The sequence below is a fragment of the Prevotella sp. P4-119 genome (genome assembly GCF_002251345.1).
In the GTDB taxonomy this organism is placed as follows: Bacteria; Bacteroidota; Bacteroidia; order Bacteroidales; family Bacteroidaceae; genus Prevotella.
This window is the reverse complement of the sequence record NZ_NPJB01000011.1, coordinates 1-16,583: the sequence shown is the minus strand read 5'-3', so window position 1 is coordinate 16,583 and position 16,583 is coordinate 1. Positions and strand designations below refer to the sequence as shown.

Below are 16,583 nucleotides of genomic sequence, written 5' to 3'. Positions count from 1 at the left end.
CATGTCTGATAGCATGGGAAGAGTTTTGCGTATCTGTCTTTATATTTAACTAATCGCTATTTTGTCCCGAATTGGGGAAAATATTATAAATATTTTAAACATCTATGTTCTGTCTCGTGGATTATTATTATATTTGCATTATAAATAGCTCGTCTAAAAGATAAAACAATGACAGTTATGATAAATAACAGTATGTAAAAAAACAAATACTATGATTAAGGATTTTAATTTCTATGCACCTACGCGTGTAGTTTTTGGCAGTAATGCTGAAAAACAAATAGGTAGTCTTGTAAGTGCTTATGGCGGCCATAAGATATTACTACATTATGGCGGTGGTTCTTCAGAAAAATCTGGTTTGCTGAATGTGGTGGGCACACAATTGCGTGGCGCTGGTTTATCATTTGTTGAACTTGGCGGCGTGGTGCCAAATCCTCTGCTAAGTAAAGTTTATGAAGGAATTGATTTGTGTCGCAAACATGATGTGGATTTTATTCTTGCCGTTGGCGGCGGTAGCGTTATAGACTCTTCAAAGGCTATTGCCTATGGTGTGCATTATGACGGTGATGTTTGGGATTTTTGGGACGGAAAGGCTGTTCCTCAGCAATGCCTGCCAGTTGGCACTGTCCTCACTATTCCTGCTGCAGGAAGCGAAATGTCTTCAAGTTGCGTGATAACGAAAGATGACGGTTTATTGAAACGTGGCATAAACAGCGATTTATGTCGCTGTAAGTTTGCTGTAATGAACCCAGAGCGGACTTACACCTTACCTTCTTATCAGACAGCTGCTGGCGGTACAGATATTATGATGCACACCATGGAACGTTATTTTTCCAAATATGAGGAAATGACATTGACTGATGGTATTGCAGAATCATTGATGCGTACGGTGAAGGATGTGCTGCCATTGGTACTCAAAGATCCTGAGAATTATCGTTATCGTGCCCAAATTATGTGGGCTGGCTCTCTTGCACACAATGACCTGACTGAGTGTGGAACAGAAAAAGATTTCGCAACCCACCGTCTTGAGCACGAACTGAGTGCTTTGTTTGGTGTAACACACGGAGCTGGCCTTGCAGCCCTTTGGCCCTCATGGGCACGTTTTGTCATGGATCGACACTTGAATCGTTTTGTTCAATTTGCTGTCAACGTCATGGGAGTCACAAACGATTTTGCCAATCCTCGGCAGACTGCTCTGTCCGGTATTGAAGCTGTGGAGAAGTTTTATCATGAAATTGGTATGCCGACTTCAATTCACGAACTTCTCGGTCGTGAAATTACCGAGGAAGAGCTAGAGGTGATGGTTGACAAATGCTCTCGTGGTGGAAAGATTACCGTGGGTGCCATGGAGGTTTTGGGTCAGAATGAAATGCGAGAAATATATCGTATGGCGCGATAATTCACTCCCCCTACTCTATTCTTATGTAAAAAGTAATTGTTTGTAAAAAGAACGACGAAAAACTATCATAAGTACTTGTGTTGCAGAAAAGTAAAAGTACAGAGTTTTAGTGTTTAATGAAAGACTTTCGTTATGAAGAGTTTTTAAAGTTCACTATAAAATAAACAAAAAGAAGTTCCGGCTTTACTAAAGATCATTTAAAACCGGAACTTCTTTCTTGTATGCTGATTCAATTTGTTGGTTTATTGATGGTTTTCTTCCCAAATACTCATTCTTTCTTCCAATTGTGCATATTGGTGATCTTCAATGAAAGAAGTGCACACCCGCAATCCTTCTTGGTCAGATCCTGTAGTTACGAGGCATATTGCTGAAACACCATAACTCATCAATTCGTAAGCCAATTGTCCGCTACTCATATTTTTGTATCCTATGGTGAAATAGAATCCATCCGCTACAGGTTCGTCCAAGTCTTTATCATAGACAATATGGAATCCATGTCGAAGGAATATTTCTTTCAGTTGATGTGCTCTTTTTCCATAGACACTTACTTCGCTTCGGAAATCATATTCCCCATTAGAAGCAGCTCGCAGCATGGCTGCCATAGCATATTGTGCAGAATGACTAGTTCCAGAGGACAAAGCATAAAGCATGCGTGTAGAGAAAACTGGTCCGAAGGTCAATCCTCCATATCTTGCTGCAAGTTCATCGAAATGGCGATGAAACAGTTTGTCCGAGATGCATGTCACACCAATACGCTCACCCGCATAACTGAAAGCTTTAGATCCGCTAATCAGCAGGATGTAATTGTCTGTATAGCGACCTACCGTCGGTTGGTACGGAGGCAGGAACGGTTTACTCAAGTCTCGACGGAAATCCATGGCAAAATATGCAAGGTCTTCCATCACAATCGCATCGTATTGAGTGGCCAGTTGTCCAATCGTCTTGAGTTCTTCCTCGTTGAGACAAATCCACGACGGATTATTGGGGTTTGAATAGACAATAGCACAGATATTACCTTGTTTCAGATAAGATTCAAGTTTCTCACCCAGACGTTCTCCCCGGTAACTATAGACATCAAATGTTTCATATTTTACCCCCATAACCTGCAATTGCATTTTCTGTACAGGGAATCCTGGATCAATGAATAGAACCGTATCTTTTTTGCTGTCAGCCTGCGAACAAGTCAAGAAAGAAGCAAACGTACCCTGCATGGAACCACAAACGGGCACACATCCTTCAGGTGCGATATCAATGCCGATGAATGCTTTGACGAAGCGTGACGCTTCATTCTTCAGTTCGGGCAGTCCCTGAATATCAGGATACAGATTAGCTATTCCGTTGCCCAACGCTTTCATCTGAGCTTCCACCCCTACCTTTGCTGCAGGAAGTCCTGGAATACCCATTTCCATTTTGATAAACTCCACTCCAGACTGTTTCTCTGCCCGTGCAGCCACGAGTTTAACTTCTCGTATAGTTGCTTTAGCAAAGTCGTTAATGCCCAGTTCGCCTACCAGTGAGTCAATGAGTTTTGGATCTATAGGTGTCTGTTTCATAATTGGTGTTCCTTTCCAATGGCCAATGCCTTGATATTCGCCTCGACGATAGTTTTTCCTTTTCTGGCGAATACCCGTTGTATGGCAGCTTCCAACTTATCATATTCAATATTCAAAGCCTTTTGTGCAGCTCCCAGAAGAATTACGTTGGCAGAACGAGGCACACCATTGTCCTTGGCCAGTTGTTCGATATCGAGCATGATAACGTGTGGTAATTTTTTGAGGTCATGCTCAATAACTGCCATTTCTGGATAGTTTGGTATATTGACAAAGGGAGATGCAGAAGTGATTATCCATCCCTCTTCGTTGAGGAACGGCAAATAGCGTAGAGCCTCCATTGGTTCCATGGAGATGATAACATCAGCCTTACCTTTTGCAATAAGGTCGCTGGCGATAGGTTTATCAGAGATGCGCAGATTGGACTGCACATCGCCTCCACGTTGTGACATTCCGTGTACTTCAGCCTGTTTGATATAAAGGTTTTCGTTCATTGCGGCTTCACCGATAATCGTGGCAATAGAGAGAATTCCTTGTCCGCCGACACCGCATAGTATGATATCTGTTTTCATCTTGTTCTTGGTTTTAGTATTATACGGAATATGTTATTTTCGCTCGGCATTCTTTTTCTGCTTCAGATGTCTTTGCAACGTCTGCATGCACTCACGTCTTGGAATGATCACACTAGGACCATGATAGTTGATTTCGTCACGAATGGTCTGTGTGATTTCTGCCATGTTTTTAGGCAGGGGGACAACCACTTTGAGATGCTCCTCGCTTAGTCCCAGTCCTCGGCAGATGGCTTCAAACTTATTAGTTCCAGCCGAGTCTTGTCCACCTGTCATTGCTGTGGTGAGGTTGTCGCTGATGATAACTGTGATGTCAGCATTTTCGTTGATGGCATCTAAGAGTCCTGTCATTCCCGAATGAGTAAATGTAGAATCTCCGATGATGGCAACAGCAGGCCATTGTCCGGCATCTGACGCTCCTTTAGCCATTGTAATAGACGCCCCCATATCTACACAAGAGTGAATAGCTTTGTATGGTGGAAGGAAACCGAGAGTGTAGCAACCAATATCGCCAAATACGCGTGCGTTGGGATAGTCAAGCAATACTTGGTTGAGAGCAGCATATACATCGCGGTGTCCACAACCTTGACAGAGTGCAGGTGGGCGTGGCACGACATCCTCACACGTAGCATACCTCTCGTCGCTTTCTATACTCAAAGCCTTTTTGATGAGGTCTGGATTAAGTTCTCCTGTACGTGGAAGTTCTCCTGTGAGTCTTCCTTTGATGACAGAATTTCCAGGCATTACGCCACGCACCATTTCTTCTACGAATGGTTGTCCTTCTTCTGCAATCAGCACACTCTCACATGCCTCTGTCATTCGTCTTACTAACGCTTTTGGTAACGGGTAATGACTGATTTTGAGTACGGGGAACGGACAACCGTTGGGGAAACATTCCATCAGGTAGTTATAGGCAATTCCCGTAGCGATAATACCCATGGAATGATCAGCAGCATCCTCATATTTATTGTGTGAACTCTTTTCTGCAATAGTTTCGAGTTCTGCTTGTTGCGCAGTAACGATAGCATTACGTTTTCTAGCAAAAGCAGGCAGCAATACCCAGTTAGAAGCCTGAGCATTGTAGTTGAGCTCGTTTTGTTGTCTTGGTGTCTCTTTCACTTTCACCACGGCACGAGAGTGAGCCATGCGAGTTGTAACACGCACGAGTACTGGCAGATGTTGTTCTTCAGAGAGTTGGAAAGCTTCTTCCATCATATCGTAAGCCTCTTGTTGGCTTGCGGGTTCGAGTGTGGGAATCATGGCAAACTTACCATAGAATCTGCTATCTTGTTCATCCTGTGAAGAGTGCATTGATGGGTCGTCAGCCACTAGAACGATGAGTCCACCGTTTGTTCCCGTCATTGCCGAGTTGACAAACGGGTCGGCGCATACATTCAGACCTACATGTTTCATGCAGACCATGGCTCTTTTACCCATGAAGGACATTCCCAATGCTGCCTCCATTGCAGTTTTCTCGTTGGTTGACCAACGACTGTGCACTCCCCATTCGCGTGCGAGTGCAGAGCCTTGGATATACTCGGTAATTTCCGTTGACGGAGTTCCAGGATAGGCATAGACGCCGCTCAATCCAGCATCGAGAGCTCCTTGCGCAATGGCTTCGTCGCCTAATAATAGTTTCTTCATGATTTTAAGTATTTTAGTTTATATCTGCATATTATGATTGTTAGAAAGGCATAGGTCCGTCAGGTCCATCATAGCCAAACGGAGATTCCATCGTGCCACCTTGGTCTCCCCCATTCACTTTGCTGCCAAGAATTTCACCTCCGCCGTCATTTGCGTTCTTAGTGTTGAGTTTGCCGTCTTCCGGATTCTCAAATCGTGTAAACTCACCTCTGAAGTTGAGCAACACATCACCAGTCGCACCTTTACGGTGTTTGGCAATGATAATCTGTGCCATACCTCTGAGGTCGTGTCCGTGTTCATCTTGATAGATATGGTAGTATTCTGGTCTGTGAACAAAGAGCACCATGTCCGCATCCTGCTCAATGGCACCCGATTCACGCAAGTCAGACAATTGAGGTCGTTTTCCATCATTACCTTCTCGGCTTTCAACACCACGGTTCAGCTGCGAGAGTGCGATGATAGGGATATTGAGTTCCTTTGCGAGTCCTTTGAGTGAGCGGCTGATGGTCGATACCTCCTCTTGTCGTGAAGAGAACCTCATACCTTGAGCGTTCATCAACTGTAGATAGTCGATCATGATAATCTTCACCCCATGTTCTCTGACGAGGCGTCGTGCCTTTGTGCGCAGTTCGAAAACCGACAGTCCCGGCGTATCATCCACATAAAGCGGTGCTCCCAATAGATTGTTGAGTCGTTTGTCAAGCCTATCCCATTCGTCAGGGTGCAGTTGTCCGTTGAGTATTTTCGAACCCTGGATTTCGCATACGTTAGAAATCAACCTGTTGACCAATTGCGTATTGCTCATTTCAAGAGAGAAGAAAGCCATCGGAACTTTATTGTCTGAAGCAATATTCTTAGCCATGGAGAGTGCGAATGACGTTTTACCCATGGCAGGTCGTCCTGCGATGATGATTAAGTCAGAGGCTTGCCATCCACTGGTCATATCATCAAGTTTATAATAACCAGTGGAAACACCCGTCAGTCCGTCTTTGTTTGCTGCAGCCTTTTGAATGCCATCTACAGCATTTTTGATGACCGGGTCGATTTGGGTATAGTCCTTCTTCATATTCTTTTGCGAGAGTTCGAAGAGCGAACCTTCTGCCTCCTGCATCAGATCTTCCACATCTATCGTTTCGTCAAAAGCTTTCGTTTCGATGACGCTGGCATAGGAAATCAGCTGTCGTGCGAGGAATTTCTGCGCAATGATTCTTGCGTGATATTCGATACTTGCCGATGAGGAAACCCTTGAGGAGAGTTCAGTAACATACCCTGGTCCTCCAACATCTTCGAGGTCCCCTTGATGAGCCAACTGTTCGGTCACAGTCCATACATCAACAGGTTTTTCGCGCAATTCGAGTTCTCTTATTGCCTCATAGATTTTTTGGTTTCGAGGTTCATAGAAACTTTCAGGATACAGCAGCTCACAGACCACCGAATAGGCATCTTTGTCGATCATGAGTGCTCCGAGCACAGTTTTTTCTATTTCTGTAGCTTGCGGCTGAACGTGTACGAAAGTATTATCAGTCGCCGGTTTTCTTGTGCGGCGTGGTTGTTTGTTATCTGGCATTTTGTTTTTAAAGTGTTATAAGCTTTCACATTCTTTTACCCACAATGCATTTGAGGCATCACTTGCCATTCTCCAGTCACCTCTTGGCGAGAGGCTGACGCTTCCCACTTTCGGTCCGTCAGGCAGACAAGATCGCTTGAATTGCTGGTTAAAGAATCTGCGGCAGAATGTGGTCAGCCATTTTTTGATGGTTTTCCTGTCATATTTCTCGTCGAAAGCTTGTTCTGCAAGCATCATGATCTTTCTGGGTCTGAATCCAAATCTCAGGAAATAGTAGAGAAAGAAGTCGTGCAGTTCGTAGGGACCTACAAGGTCTTCTGTCTTCTGTTTGATTTGTCCTTCATCGTCAGCCGGTGTCAGTTCTGGCGAGATAGGTGTATCAATAACGTCGATGAGCGTTGCTTTTTGTTCGTTGAACAGTTCAAGTTCTGCCATGTATCTTATCAGATACTGTATCAGCGTTTTGGGTACTCCTGCATTGACTCCGTACATTGACATGTGGTCGCCGTTATAGGTTGCCCATCCCAGCGCGAGTTCAGAAAGGTCACCAGTTCCGATGACGAGTGCGTTTTCCTTGTTGGCGAGATCCATAAGAATTTGCGTGCGCTCTCTTGCTTGCGAGTTTTCGTAGGTCACATCATGCGTGTCAATATCCTGTCCGATGTCTTCAAAATGTTGTTTGACTGCTTTGGCAATACTTATTTCCTTTTGGCTGATGCCCAGTGTCTGCATGAGACGGATTGCATTGTCGTGCGTGCGGTCTGTAGTACCAAATCCAGGCATGGTGACTCCCAATATCCCTTTTCTATCGTAGTCAAGCATATCGAATGTTCTGACACATACGAGCAAAGCCAACGTCGAGTCGAGACCGCCGCTTATTCCTATCACAACCTTCTGGCAATTGGTATGTACCAATCGTTTGGCAAGACCAGCCGACTGGATGTTGAGTATTTCTTCGCAACTTTCCTGCATATCGTCATCGTCGGGAGTGAACGGATGCGGATCTACGTATCTTGACAGTTTAAACTCAGCAGATTCCACCATTTTACATGAAATAATCTGCGCAAAAGCTTCTCGTTGGGCATTTACAAACGTGGTATTGTCCATTCTGTCCGTTCTGAGTCGGTCCACATCGATTTGTGCCACTTGTATCTGTGGCTGCAGCGAGAAGCGTTCGCCTTCAGCGAGCAAGTGTCCGTTTTCAAAAATCATGGCATTACCTCCATAGACCACATCTTGCGTAGATTCACCGAATCCCGATGAAGCATAAACGTATCCGCTAATGGTTCTTGCACTCTGTTGCATGAGCAGGTTGCGAAGGTATTTATGTTTGCCGGTGAGTTCGTTGCTTGCTGAGCAGTTGAAGATAATATCTGCTCCAGCCAGTGTGAGATTGTTACTTGGTGGCACAGGTGCCCATACGTCCTCACATATTTCCACTCCAAACTTCACTCCGTCCGTTGTTTGGAAGATGGTGGGTTGTGCAGTCAGCGCGACGGGTGATCCTGCTAAGTAAACTTCCGTTGTTTTGAGATCTTGCGCAGAAGCGAACCATCGTTTCTCATAGAACTCGTTGTAGTTGGGCAGATATGTTTTTGCCACGAGTCCGAGCAGTGTACCTGCTTGGATGACAGCTGCGCAGTTGAGCAACATTCCTCCTGTCTGTACGGGTAGTCCCACGATGCAGATGACGTTGAGCTGTCTTGTAAAATCAAGAAGCGTCATGAGTCCCTCTTCCGCCTGTGTTAGTAACAGCTGTTGTCTGAACAGATCCTGACAGGTATAGCCCGTGATACATAGTTCTGGAAAGCAGAGAATCTCCACTCCCCTGCCCTCTGCGTCGGCAATGATTTTCTCGATTTCAAAGACGTTGTATGCTGTGTCTGCCACTTTTACTGCAGGAACAGCTGCTGCGACATTTACAAATCCGTATTTCATATCTCAACTATTTGTTACTATTTGCTTGTTTACTTCTCCGTTTATGGTATGAGGAGCGAAGAGTCGCCATAGCTCAGGAAACGGAAATCGTGGCTTAATGCGTAGTCGTAGATGCGTTTCCAGTCGCCTTTCACAAATGCGCTGACCAGCAAGAGCAACGTGCTTTGCGGCTGATGGAAATTGGTGATGAGCATCTTCACTATTTTATATTCATAGCCTGGTGCGATGATGATTTGAGTGGAAGAGTGAAGTGTGGTCAGATGGTGACTATCGAGCCATGCGATGATATTCTCCAAAGCCTTTTTTGCAGGCAGTTTACTGTCTGTTCCGGCTCCGTTTTCCTCTTCGTATGGTTCCCACTGGCAAACATGAAGTTGTTCTTCGGTGAGTTCCGGGTTGCATTCGAGTTTCAGACCTATATAATATAGGCTCTCCAGCGTTCTGACGCTGGTGGTTCCTACGGCAATGGCATTGGCATTGTGCTCCACGAGGCGCTCCAATGTATGTTTTCTGACAGCAATATATTCTGTGTGCATGTCGTGTTCGCCAATGTGTTGGCTTTTCACCGGTCTAAAGGTTCCTGCTCCAACATGCAGTGTGAGTTCCTCGCATTCCACTCCGTGACGGTCGAGGTCTGCGAGCACCTCCGGTGTGAAGTGGAGTCCCGCTGTTGGTGCAGCCACACTTCCTTTTATTTTAGAATATACGGTCTGATAGGTAGTTTTGTCGCTTTCCTGTGTTTCTCTGTTGAGATACGGAGGTATAGGGAGTTCGCCAGCCACATCGAGTATATCTGCAAAGTTTACATCTGTATTGTCCCATTCGAAATCCACCCATTGACTCGTACCGTGTTCGCCTTTTCTCGTGGCTTTGATGGTGAGGGTATGTTGCTTGACCGTGATGGTTCTGCAGAGTGTTCCCTCTTTCCATTTCTTGAGATTTCCCACGAGGCAGAGCCAACTGCATTTTTTGTTGGTTTGGAACATCTGTTCATAGTCTGCCGGTTCTGCCGGTTCGAGCAGAAACACTTCAATGAGTGCTCCTGTTTCCTTTCGGAAATGTAGTCTTGCCTGTATGACCTTTGTATTGTTGAACACCATCAGGGCACCTTTCGGCAGGAATTCTGCGAGGTGGTAGAACTTACTTTCTGAAATGTTTCCTTGCTGATAGATCAGCAATTTAGATTGGTCGCGCACGGGCAATGGGAATTTTGCTATGCGTTCATCGGGCAACGGATAGTTGTAATCGCTGATTTGTATTTCTTTCTCTTTCACGATAATATATTATTCAGACCTGTTTTCGAATGCACTTGTCGTAAGCTGATTGCGCCCTCGTCTTGTTGCTATCAAATGATGATTCGTGTCTTGTGGTAGTTCTCCCGAAACTCTGTCGGTGAACAGTCTTTCTTCTTCTTAAAGATACGATTGAAATTGCTGAGGTTGTTGAAGCCACATTCGTAGCATATTTCCGCCACGCTTTTTGAGGTATCCACAAGCATTCTGCTGGCATATCCCAGTCTCATGTCAATGACATAGTCGCTGAGTGTCCTTCCGGTATGGAGTTTGAAGAATCGGCTGAATGCCGACGGACTCATACCTGCAATATCAGCAAGTGTTCCGAGTCTGATCTCGTCCATATAGTTTTTGGCTATGAAATTCTTAACCTTGAGCACGCGTCTTGAGTCGCTTGCCACTTCTACCTTGGCGTAACTATTGCTTGCCAGCGGGCGCATTTTAGTGCTTTTCGACAGTTCGTAGAGTATGGCAAGAAACTGTGTCACAGCATAAAAACCGTCTTTGATAGAGCTGAGTGTATCTATAAGGTTATAGACGCGGAGGATGTCTTCCATGTGGAAGGCCAATCCTTTTCTTGCTTCAAGCATCATCTTCCGTAGCGAGTTGAATGGATTCCTACCGAAGAAACCGTCTTCGCTCAAGTCGATATAGAACTGTACAGTGACTTCGCGTATGTCTTCACTCTTACATTCGTTTTGTTCCCATACATGTTCAAGGTCAGGACTGGTTATGAGGACAAGGTCGTATTCTCCGATCACTTCATTAGAGTCACCCACAATTCTCCTCACACCTGGTGCATGTTCCACAAAGTTGAGTTCAAACACTTCATGATTGTGAATAGGATAAGTAAACTCCTTCTTTCTGCGGTCGGCTATGTAGAGGGAGTCTTTGCCCATCAAGGGCGTAATTTCGTGAATAACCCTGTTTTCCTCCATAAGACACTTGATACTTTAGATTTTCAGTTCCTTCATGATCTCGCTCATGCGCTGCAACGTTGAGATGCGTGTGGGAACCAATGGCAGTCGTAAGATATTGTCGATGAATCCCATTTCGTGAAGCATCGCCTTAACGCCTGCAGGATTGCCATCTACAAACAAGAGCGAGAAAAGATCGGTAAAGCGGTGGTGTATCTTTCGTGCGCCATCGTATTCACCTCGCAACTGCAAGCGAATCATCTTAGAGAACTCGCGTGGCAGCGCATTGCCTATGACGCTGATCACACCGACGGCTCCGCATGATATCATGGGGAAGGTAAGCGCATCGTCGCCTGAAATGACATCAAAGTCGTTGGGCTTGTTCTTGATGATTTCATCCACCTGCTCCAGATTGCCGCTTGCCTCTTTGATAGCCACGATATTGTAGCAGTCGCGTGCAAGTCTGACGGTGGTTTCCGCCTTCAGGTTGACACCTGTTCTTCCCGGTACATTATATAGTACTACGGGTAACTGAGTAGCAGCCGCAATGGCTTTGAAGTGTTGGTAAAGGCCTTCCTGCGATGGCTTGTTATAATATGGGCAGACGCTCAGCACACCATCAATGCCTTTGAAGTCGCCATTCTGCAACTCTTCGACAACGGCAGTTGTATTGTTGCCGCCACAGCCTACGAGGATGGGTACCTTTCCGCCTACTGTGTTAATCACCAATTCCTTGATTTTCTTTTTCTCTTCTGCGGTCAATGTGGGTGTCTCGCCTGTTGTTGCGAGAATGCAGAAAAAATCGGCACCGTTGTCCAACTGATATTCCACGAGGCGATGAAGCGACTTGTAGTCAACCTCTCCGTTCTCTGTAAATGGTGTAATCAGGGCGATGCCCAAGCCTTTGAATATATTGTGTACCATAAAAAGCAATGTTTCTGTGCGCAAAATTACATAAAATTTTCTGGAATCTATTACATTTTGAAGAATTTTTCACTAATTTTGCAGCATTGAAAATATATAATGAATAAACAATCAATTCCTATACCGAAAAAAATATTCGGGTTGGCGTTCGCCACCATTGCTGTGCTGGCTTTTTCTGCCTGCCAGTTTAATTCTGATTCTTCCAACTGTCGTTCGGCCGCCAAGACGCAGCGTCTGATGGCTTTGGGAGATTCGCTCAAGCGGCAACAGCCGGGTTCTGTAGATTCCATCCGTCACGCCATGGCGACTGCCGATGATTCGCTCGAATATTACGACTATGCCCTGCTTTACGCTTCGCATTTCCTGATGACCGTCACACCAGACTCCTCTTTGTTTTATGTGGATAAGGCAGAACATTTTCTCAAGGCGTTTCCTGTCTCGCCCCGCATCAACGGTATGCGCGCCAGGATGTTGGCAGCACGCGGTTCTCATCTCTATCTGCTCCATGGCAATCCCGACAGCGTAGTGAGACTTTACCGTAGCGCATACCAGTTATTGTCTGTTAGCGACCAGACAAGCTACTTGCCCGACTTGGCGGCTAATATGGCGGATGCCTATGCCGAGAAACATGATCTAACGAAGGCTTCACATTGGTTTAGAAAAGCCCTCGTGCTTGCCGACTCATTGGGTAGAAACGATACGCAGACACTCTCCTATCGTATGGGACTCGGTCGGGTTTATACTGCTCTTGGCGACTTCCCCTCTGCACTCAGGAGTTACAAAATCGTAGATCAGCGTTTTGACGACCTCACTCCTGCCATGCAGATCGTGTTTCTTAACAACTATGGTAATACCTATTATTACCAAAAACAATACAGGCAATCGCTGAAAGCCTTTCGCAGACTGCAACGCCATTTGGAGCAAAAGGGAACCCCTGATGTGCTCGACATGAAGATTTGCAAGCTCAATATGGCAGACGTCTTTCTCCGACTCCATCAGTCTGATTCATCACGTGTTTATCTCGAACAGGTTGAACCTTTCTTCCACCAACGAAACATAGAGGCTGGCGTGTTCTATTGCAACACCATACGTATCGGTCTTGCACTCCATGCAGGACACTATGCAGACATTGAGCACACCTTGAGACAGGAACGCCTTTCCGCTCCGATCAATCCGATGCTAAAAGACATACGCTACGAGTATCTGAGTGAGTATTACGCGCGTACGGGTGACTATTCACGTGCCTACCGCTTGCAGAAGAGTGTTTATGAGACCCACGACAGTATCATGAACCGACAGAATATCGCGCGAGCGAACGATATCATGGTGCGTTTGAGTGAAGATACGTTGCGACTCCACAACCAGCTCCGGGTGCAGGAGGAGCGTGCCAACTATCAAGTCAATCTCCATATCATGGGGGGAATCGTTGCTTTCCTGATCGTGGTGGTGTCCGTATTGTTGGCAAAACTGTTCTATAACCGCAAGCGCACCTTACAGCGTCACATCGATATGCTGAACCTCCGTCTGACCATCGTGCGCCAGCGCATCTCTCCCCACTTCATCTTTAATGTGCTCAATTCGTGCGTCGGTTCTTATGGTCCCAATGAGGCCAATCGGCTGACGCTGCTGGCGCGTCTCATTCGGTCGAGTCTCGACATCTCCAGCAAGACTTTCGTAACGCTGGACCAGGAAATAGACTTCGTGAAACAGTTTGTTGAAATGGAGGAATCACTTATGGGACAAGACTTTATCGTGTCTTATGACTTTCCTCCAACAGACAAGATGAACGCCATTCTCATCCCGTCGATGTTTGTGCAGATACTGACCGAGAATGCCATCATTCATGGACTGAAACATAAGGAAGGCGAGAAACATCTTATGATCAGCGTTGCCATTGACGATCAGCAGGCATGTATCTGCGTGAAAGACAATGGTCCTGGTTTTGACATCCGTGCCTACAACAATGCCAAGGCACGTATCGGACTGAATATCATCCGCCACACCATGGCGATTATCAACGAAGAAAACAAAAGTTCGAAGATCCGTTTCGACATCCATAATGACCATGGATGCAGCGCCATACTTACGGTACCGAGACACCTGAAAGCACTATAAAGTAAATATTTTACGAATTTAAACTGTTACACTATAAATTAAATACTTATGAAAACAATCATCATAGACGACGAGATTCTATCCATCGAAACTCTGAGCCGCATGCTCTTGGAATACGACGATATTGAAGTGGTGGGAAGCGCCTGCAACACCACGGTGGCAGAAGGTCAGATCAAGGCTGCTTCTCCTGACCTCGTCTTTCTTGATGTAGAACTGCTGGGCATGTCGGGAGTGGATTTCATCCGCGAGGTGAAACGTCTGACACAAGGACGCTGCCGGGTGGTGATGTACACCGGACATAAGGACTCGATGCTTTCTTCGTTTCGTAACGAGGCATTCGACTTTCTACTCAAACCTGTTGACCGCGACGAACTCTCGGCGATGATTCAGCGCTTACGCCTCCATATCGAATCCTCCAACCAGAAGGCGCCTGACAACAATCCTGCCGACATCAACAGTACTGTACGGCGCGACCGCGAAAAACTGATTTTCAATACCAACTTCTCTGACTTTCGAGTGGTTTCCATTGCCGACATCGGACTCTTTTACTACAATAGTGACCAGCGAATCTGGGAAGTCGTTGTGTCGGGATGTGAAGAACCCATACGCCTGAAACGTAACGTCAACTGTGAAACATTGCTCGCCCTCGACCCTTGTTTTGTACAGGTGAGCCAGCGCTTTGTCATCAATATCAACTGTTTGATGGAAGTGTGCGACAATACGTGTCGCCTCTATCCGCCCTTCGAACAAATTCAGCATGTCAAGGTGGCACGGCTCTATCGCAAGAAACTCATCAGTCGGTTTAATACCATTTGAACCGCTGTTGCCGACAAAAAGAAATAATATATCCATCACCATCATGAAAACTGAAAGCAACAACGATATCAACAAGCGTTCCAAGCAGACCATCCTCTTGCTGTGCATGGCCATGATCTGTCTCCTGACGGCGTGCAACGACGTTTTTGATGTTCATCCCTACGATGTCAACTACAAAGGCGAGACCCATCATAACAAGCAGGCCATCGCCGAAATAGAACAACGGTTTGCGTCAAGAGACTCCCTGCGCATCGCTTTCATCAGCGACACCCATGGCTGGTACACCAATACCAAGGCAGAGATTGACGACATCAACAAGCGTAACGACATCGATTTCGTGGTGCATTGTGGAGACCTCACCGACACGGGCACGAAAAAGGAGTATGAACGGACACGGAAGATCCTTCAGAAGCTGGATGTACCCTATGTGGCATTGATAGGCAACCACGATTTCTTAGGCACGGGCGATCAGTCATACCAAGTACTCTACGGATCCTTGGATTTCTCATTCATCGCAGGACGCGTCAAATTTCTCTGTCTCAACACCAATGCCACAGAATATGATTATATGGCGGCAGTACCCAATTTCGACTATATTGAACAGGAGATTAACGCGCGTGCCGATGAGTTTGACCGTACCGTCATCATCATGCACGCCCCACCCTATAGCGACCAGTTCAACAATAATGTGGCAAAGGCATTTCGAAGATATATAGACTTTCTGCCCCATCTCATGTTTTGCGTCTATGGTCACAACCACAATAGCGTAGTGAACAATATTTACAGCGACGGACTGCTGTTCTACGGCATCGACTGTTCCGACCACCGCATCTATCGCATCATCACAATCAGAAAGGAGGGATATGATGAAGAAGAGGTTCATTTTTAGTCTGATCATGCTCCTCGTGGTGTTCCGTGCCCAAGCACTCCCACCAGACACCACATACGTGGAAAAGGCAAAAGAGAGTTACTATGACAAGCGCGTGCACCGTTACCGTAAGCATTGGGCCGCGCTGATTCCCACACAATTCATCATTCAGAACGCAGGCAACATGGGTGTGGTCTCTGCTGGATTGGGATGGGATTATGGTAACCGCCGACAATGGGAAACCGACCTTCTCTTCGGTTATATTCCTGCCCACCAGAGCACACGTGGCAAACTCACCATGACGCTCAAGCAGAACTTCGTTCCGTGGAGTCATAGCATGAAAAACGGGTGGAGTATCGAACCGCTGACCGCCAGCATTTACATCAATACCGTCTATGGTCATGAGTTCTGGAAATCACAACCCAGGCGCTATCCCGATGCCTACTACAATTTCATGTCAACAAAATTCAGACTCAATATCGCGTTAGGCCAGCGTGTCACCATGACCATTCCCAACCACCGCACGAAATTGTTTGCTAAAAACATTTCGTTCTTTTATGAAATCAGTTCGTGCGACCTATATATCCGCTCGATGATCCTCGATCATGCCGTCAGTCTGAATGACATCATCGGCTTATCACTCGGAGTAAGAGTCTGCATTTTGTAACCGCAGAAATTTTTAAGGTCAGAAATAACGGAATTATTTAAGGTAATACTTTACACGGATTACACTCTAAGTTTCCTAAAACGAATTTTTTGCGTTACAAATAACAGATAACTGTTTCCTAAAACGAAATGACGAACAAGAAGCGGGTAAGTTTCATTGGCAGAAAATGGAAAGGGTGCACCCAAAGTGATGTGACCCCGAAAAGTTGGACATTAAATTAAACATTAATTATTCAACTCTCTATAGTAGTGAGCTCTGTATTGTGCCGGGCTCATTCCTTTTAGCCTCAATTTGAGTCTTTTATTGTTATTCCAATCAAT

The 16,583-nt window shown here is 45.8% G+C and carries 14 protein-coding genes; 5 read left to right on the top strand and 9 right to left on the bottom strand.

Features of this window, described 5'->3' with window-relative positions; genetic code table 11:
* Window positions 1-214 precede the first annotated feature (214 nt).
* Window positions 215-1,396 (top strand): iron-containing alcohol dehydrogenase, encoded by a 1,182-nt coding sequence (locus CIK89_RS01145; RefSeq protein ID WP_094389605.1) that lies wholly within the window; start codon window positions 215-217, stop codon window positions 1,394-1,396.
* A gap of 242 nt (window positions 1,397-1,638) precedes the next feature.
* Here CIK89_RS01145 and CIK89_RS01140 read toward each other — a convergent pair whose 3' ends face one another.
* The 8 genes from CIK89_RS01140 to dapA all read right to left on the bottom strand — a co-directional run bounded on the left by CIK89_RS01140 (window position 1,639) and on the right by dapA (window position 11,797).
* Window positions 1,639-2,949 carry a pyridoxal phosphate-dependent aminotransferase gene (locus tag CIK89_RS01140; protein ID WP_094389602.1) on the bottom strand — a complete coding sequence of 437 codons (1,311 nt, stop codon included), beginning with the start codon at window positions 2,947-2,949 and terminating at the stop codon, window positions 1,639-1,641.
* Entirely contained in the window at window positions 2,946-3,518 is a 573-nt protein-coding gene (locus CIK89_RS01135) for an indolepyruvate oxidoreductase subunit beta (protein WP_094389601.1), read from the bottom strand. Before CIK89_RS01135 ends, CIK89_RS01140 begins: the two co-directional genes overlap by 4 nt.
* Window positions 3,519-3,551: 33 nt before the next feature.
* Window positions 3,552-5,159, bottom strand: a complete 1,608-nt coding sequence (locus CIK89_RS01130; protein WP_094389600.1) for a thiamine pyrophosphate-dependent enzyme — start codon at window positions 5,157-5,159, stop codon at window positions 3,552-3,554.
* Window positions 5,160-5,199: 40 nt separating this feature from the next.
* On the bottom strand, window positions 5,200-6,726 hold the full coding sequence (gene dnaB / locus CIK89_RS01125; protein ID WP_094389599.1) for a replicative DNA helicase: 1,527 nt from the start codon (window positions 6,724-6,726) through the stop codon (window positions 5,200-5,202).
* A 15-nt stretch (window positions 6,727-6,741) separates the two neighbouring features.
* Window positions 6,742-8,664, bottom strand: coding sequence for an NAD(+) synthase (locus CIK89_RS01120; RefSeq protein ID WP_094389598.1), 1,923 nt, complete (start codon window positions 8,662-8,664; stop codon window positions 6,742-6,744).
* 41 nt (window positions 8,665-8,705) lie between these two features.
* Complete coding sequence (locus CIK89_RS01115) at window positions 8,706-9,938, bottom strand: S-adenosylmethionine:tRNA ribosyltransferase-isomerase (RefSeq protein ID WP_094389596.1); 1,233 nt, start codon at window positions 9,936-9,938, stop codon at window positions 8,706-8,708.
* A gap of 71 nt (window positions 9,939-10,009) precedes the next feature.
* A complete protein-coding gene (locus CIK89_RS01110) occupies window positions 10,010-10,894 on the bottom strand; it encodes an AraC family transcriptional regulator (protein WP_094389595.1) in 885 nt (294 codons plus the stop codon).
* A 15-nt stretch (window positions 10,895-10,909) separates the two neighbouring features.
* A complete protein-coding gene (dapA, locus tag CIK89_RS01105; RefSeq protein WP_094389594.1) occupies window positions 10,910-11,797 on the bottom strand; it encodes a 4-hydroxy-tetrahydrodipicolinate synthase in 888 nt (295 codons plus the stop codon).
* Between the two features lie 99 nt (window positions 11,798-11,896).
* On the opposite strand from dapA, the gene CIK89_RS01100 reads away from it, so the two are divergent.
* The 4 genes from CIK89_RS01100 to CIK89_RS01085 are packed head-to-tail and all read left to right on the top strand — an operon-like array spanning window position 11,897 to window position 16,263.
* Entirely contained in the window at window positions 11,897-13,912 is a 2,016-nt protein-coding gene (locus CIK89_RS01100; RefSeq protein ID WP_094389593.1) for a tetratricopeptide repeat protein, read from the top strand.
* A gap of 48 nt (window positions 13,913-13,960) precedes the next feature.
* Complete coding sequence (locus tag CIK89_RS01095; RefSeq protein ID WP_094389592.1) at window positions 13,961-14,728, top strand: LytTR family DNA-binding domain-containing protein; 768 nt, start codon at window positions 13,961-13,963, stop codon at window positions 14,726-14,728.
* 43 nt (window positions 14,729-14,771) lie between these two features.
* Window positions 14,772-15,617, top strand: coding sequence for a metallophosphoesterase (locus tag CIK89_RS01090; protein ID WP_173824941.1), 846 nt, complete (start codon window positions 14,772-14,774; stop codon window positions 15,615-15,617).
* On the top strand, window positions 15,592-16,263 hold the full coding sequence (locus CIK89_RS01085; RefSeq protein ID WP_094389591.1) for a hypothetical protein: 672 nt from the start codon (window positions 15,592-15,594) through the stop codon (window positions 16,261-16,263). The genes CIK89_RS01090 and CIK89_RS01085 overlap by 26 nt, the downstream gene beginning before the upstream one ends.
* A gap of 224 nt (window positions 16,264-16,487) precedes the next feature.
* On the opposite strand, the gene CIK89_RS13985 is transcribed toward CIK89_RS01085, so the two are convergent.
* Window positions 16,488-16,583, bottom strand: a complete 96-nt coding sequence (locus tag CIK89_RS13985) for an IS3 family transposase (RefSeq protein WP_094389590.1) — start codon at window positions 16,581-16,583, stop codon at window positions 16,488-16,490.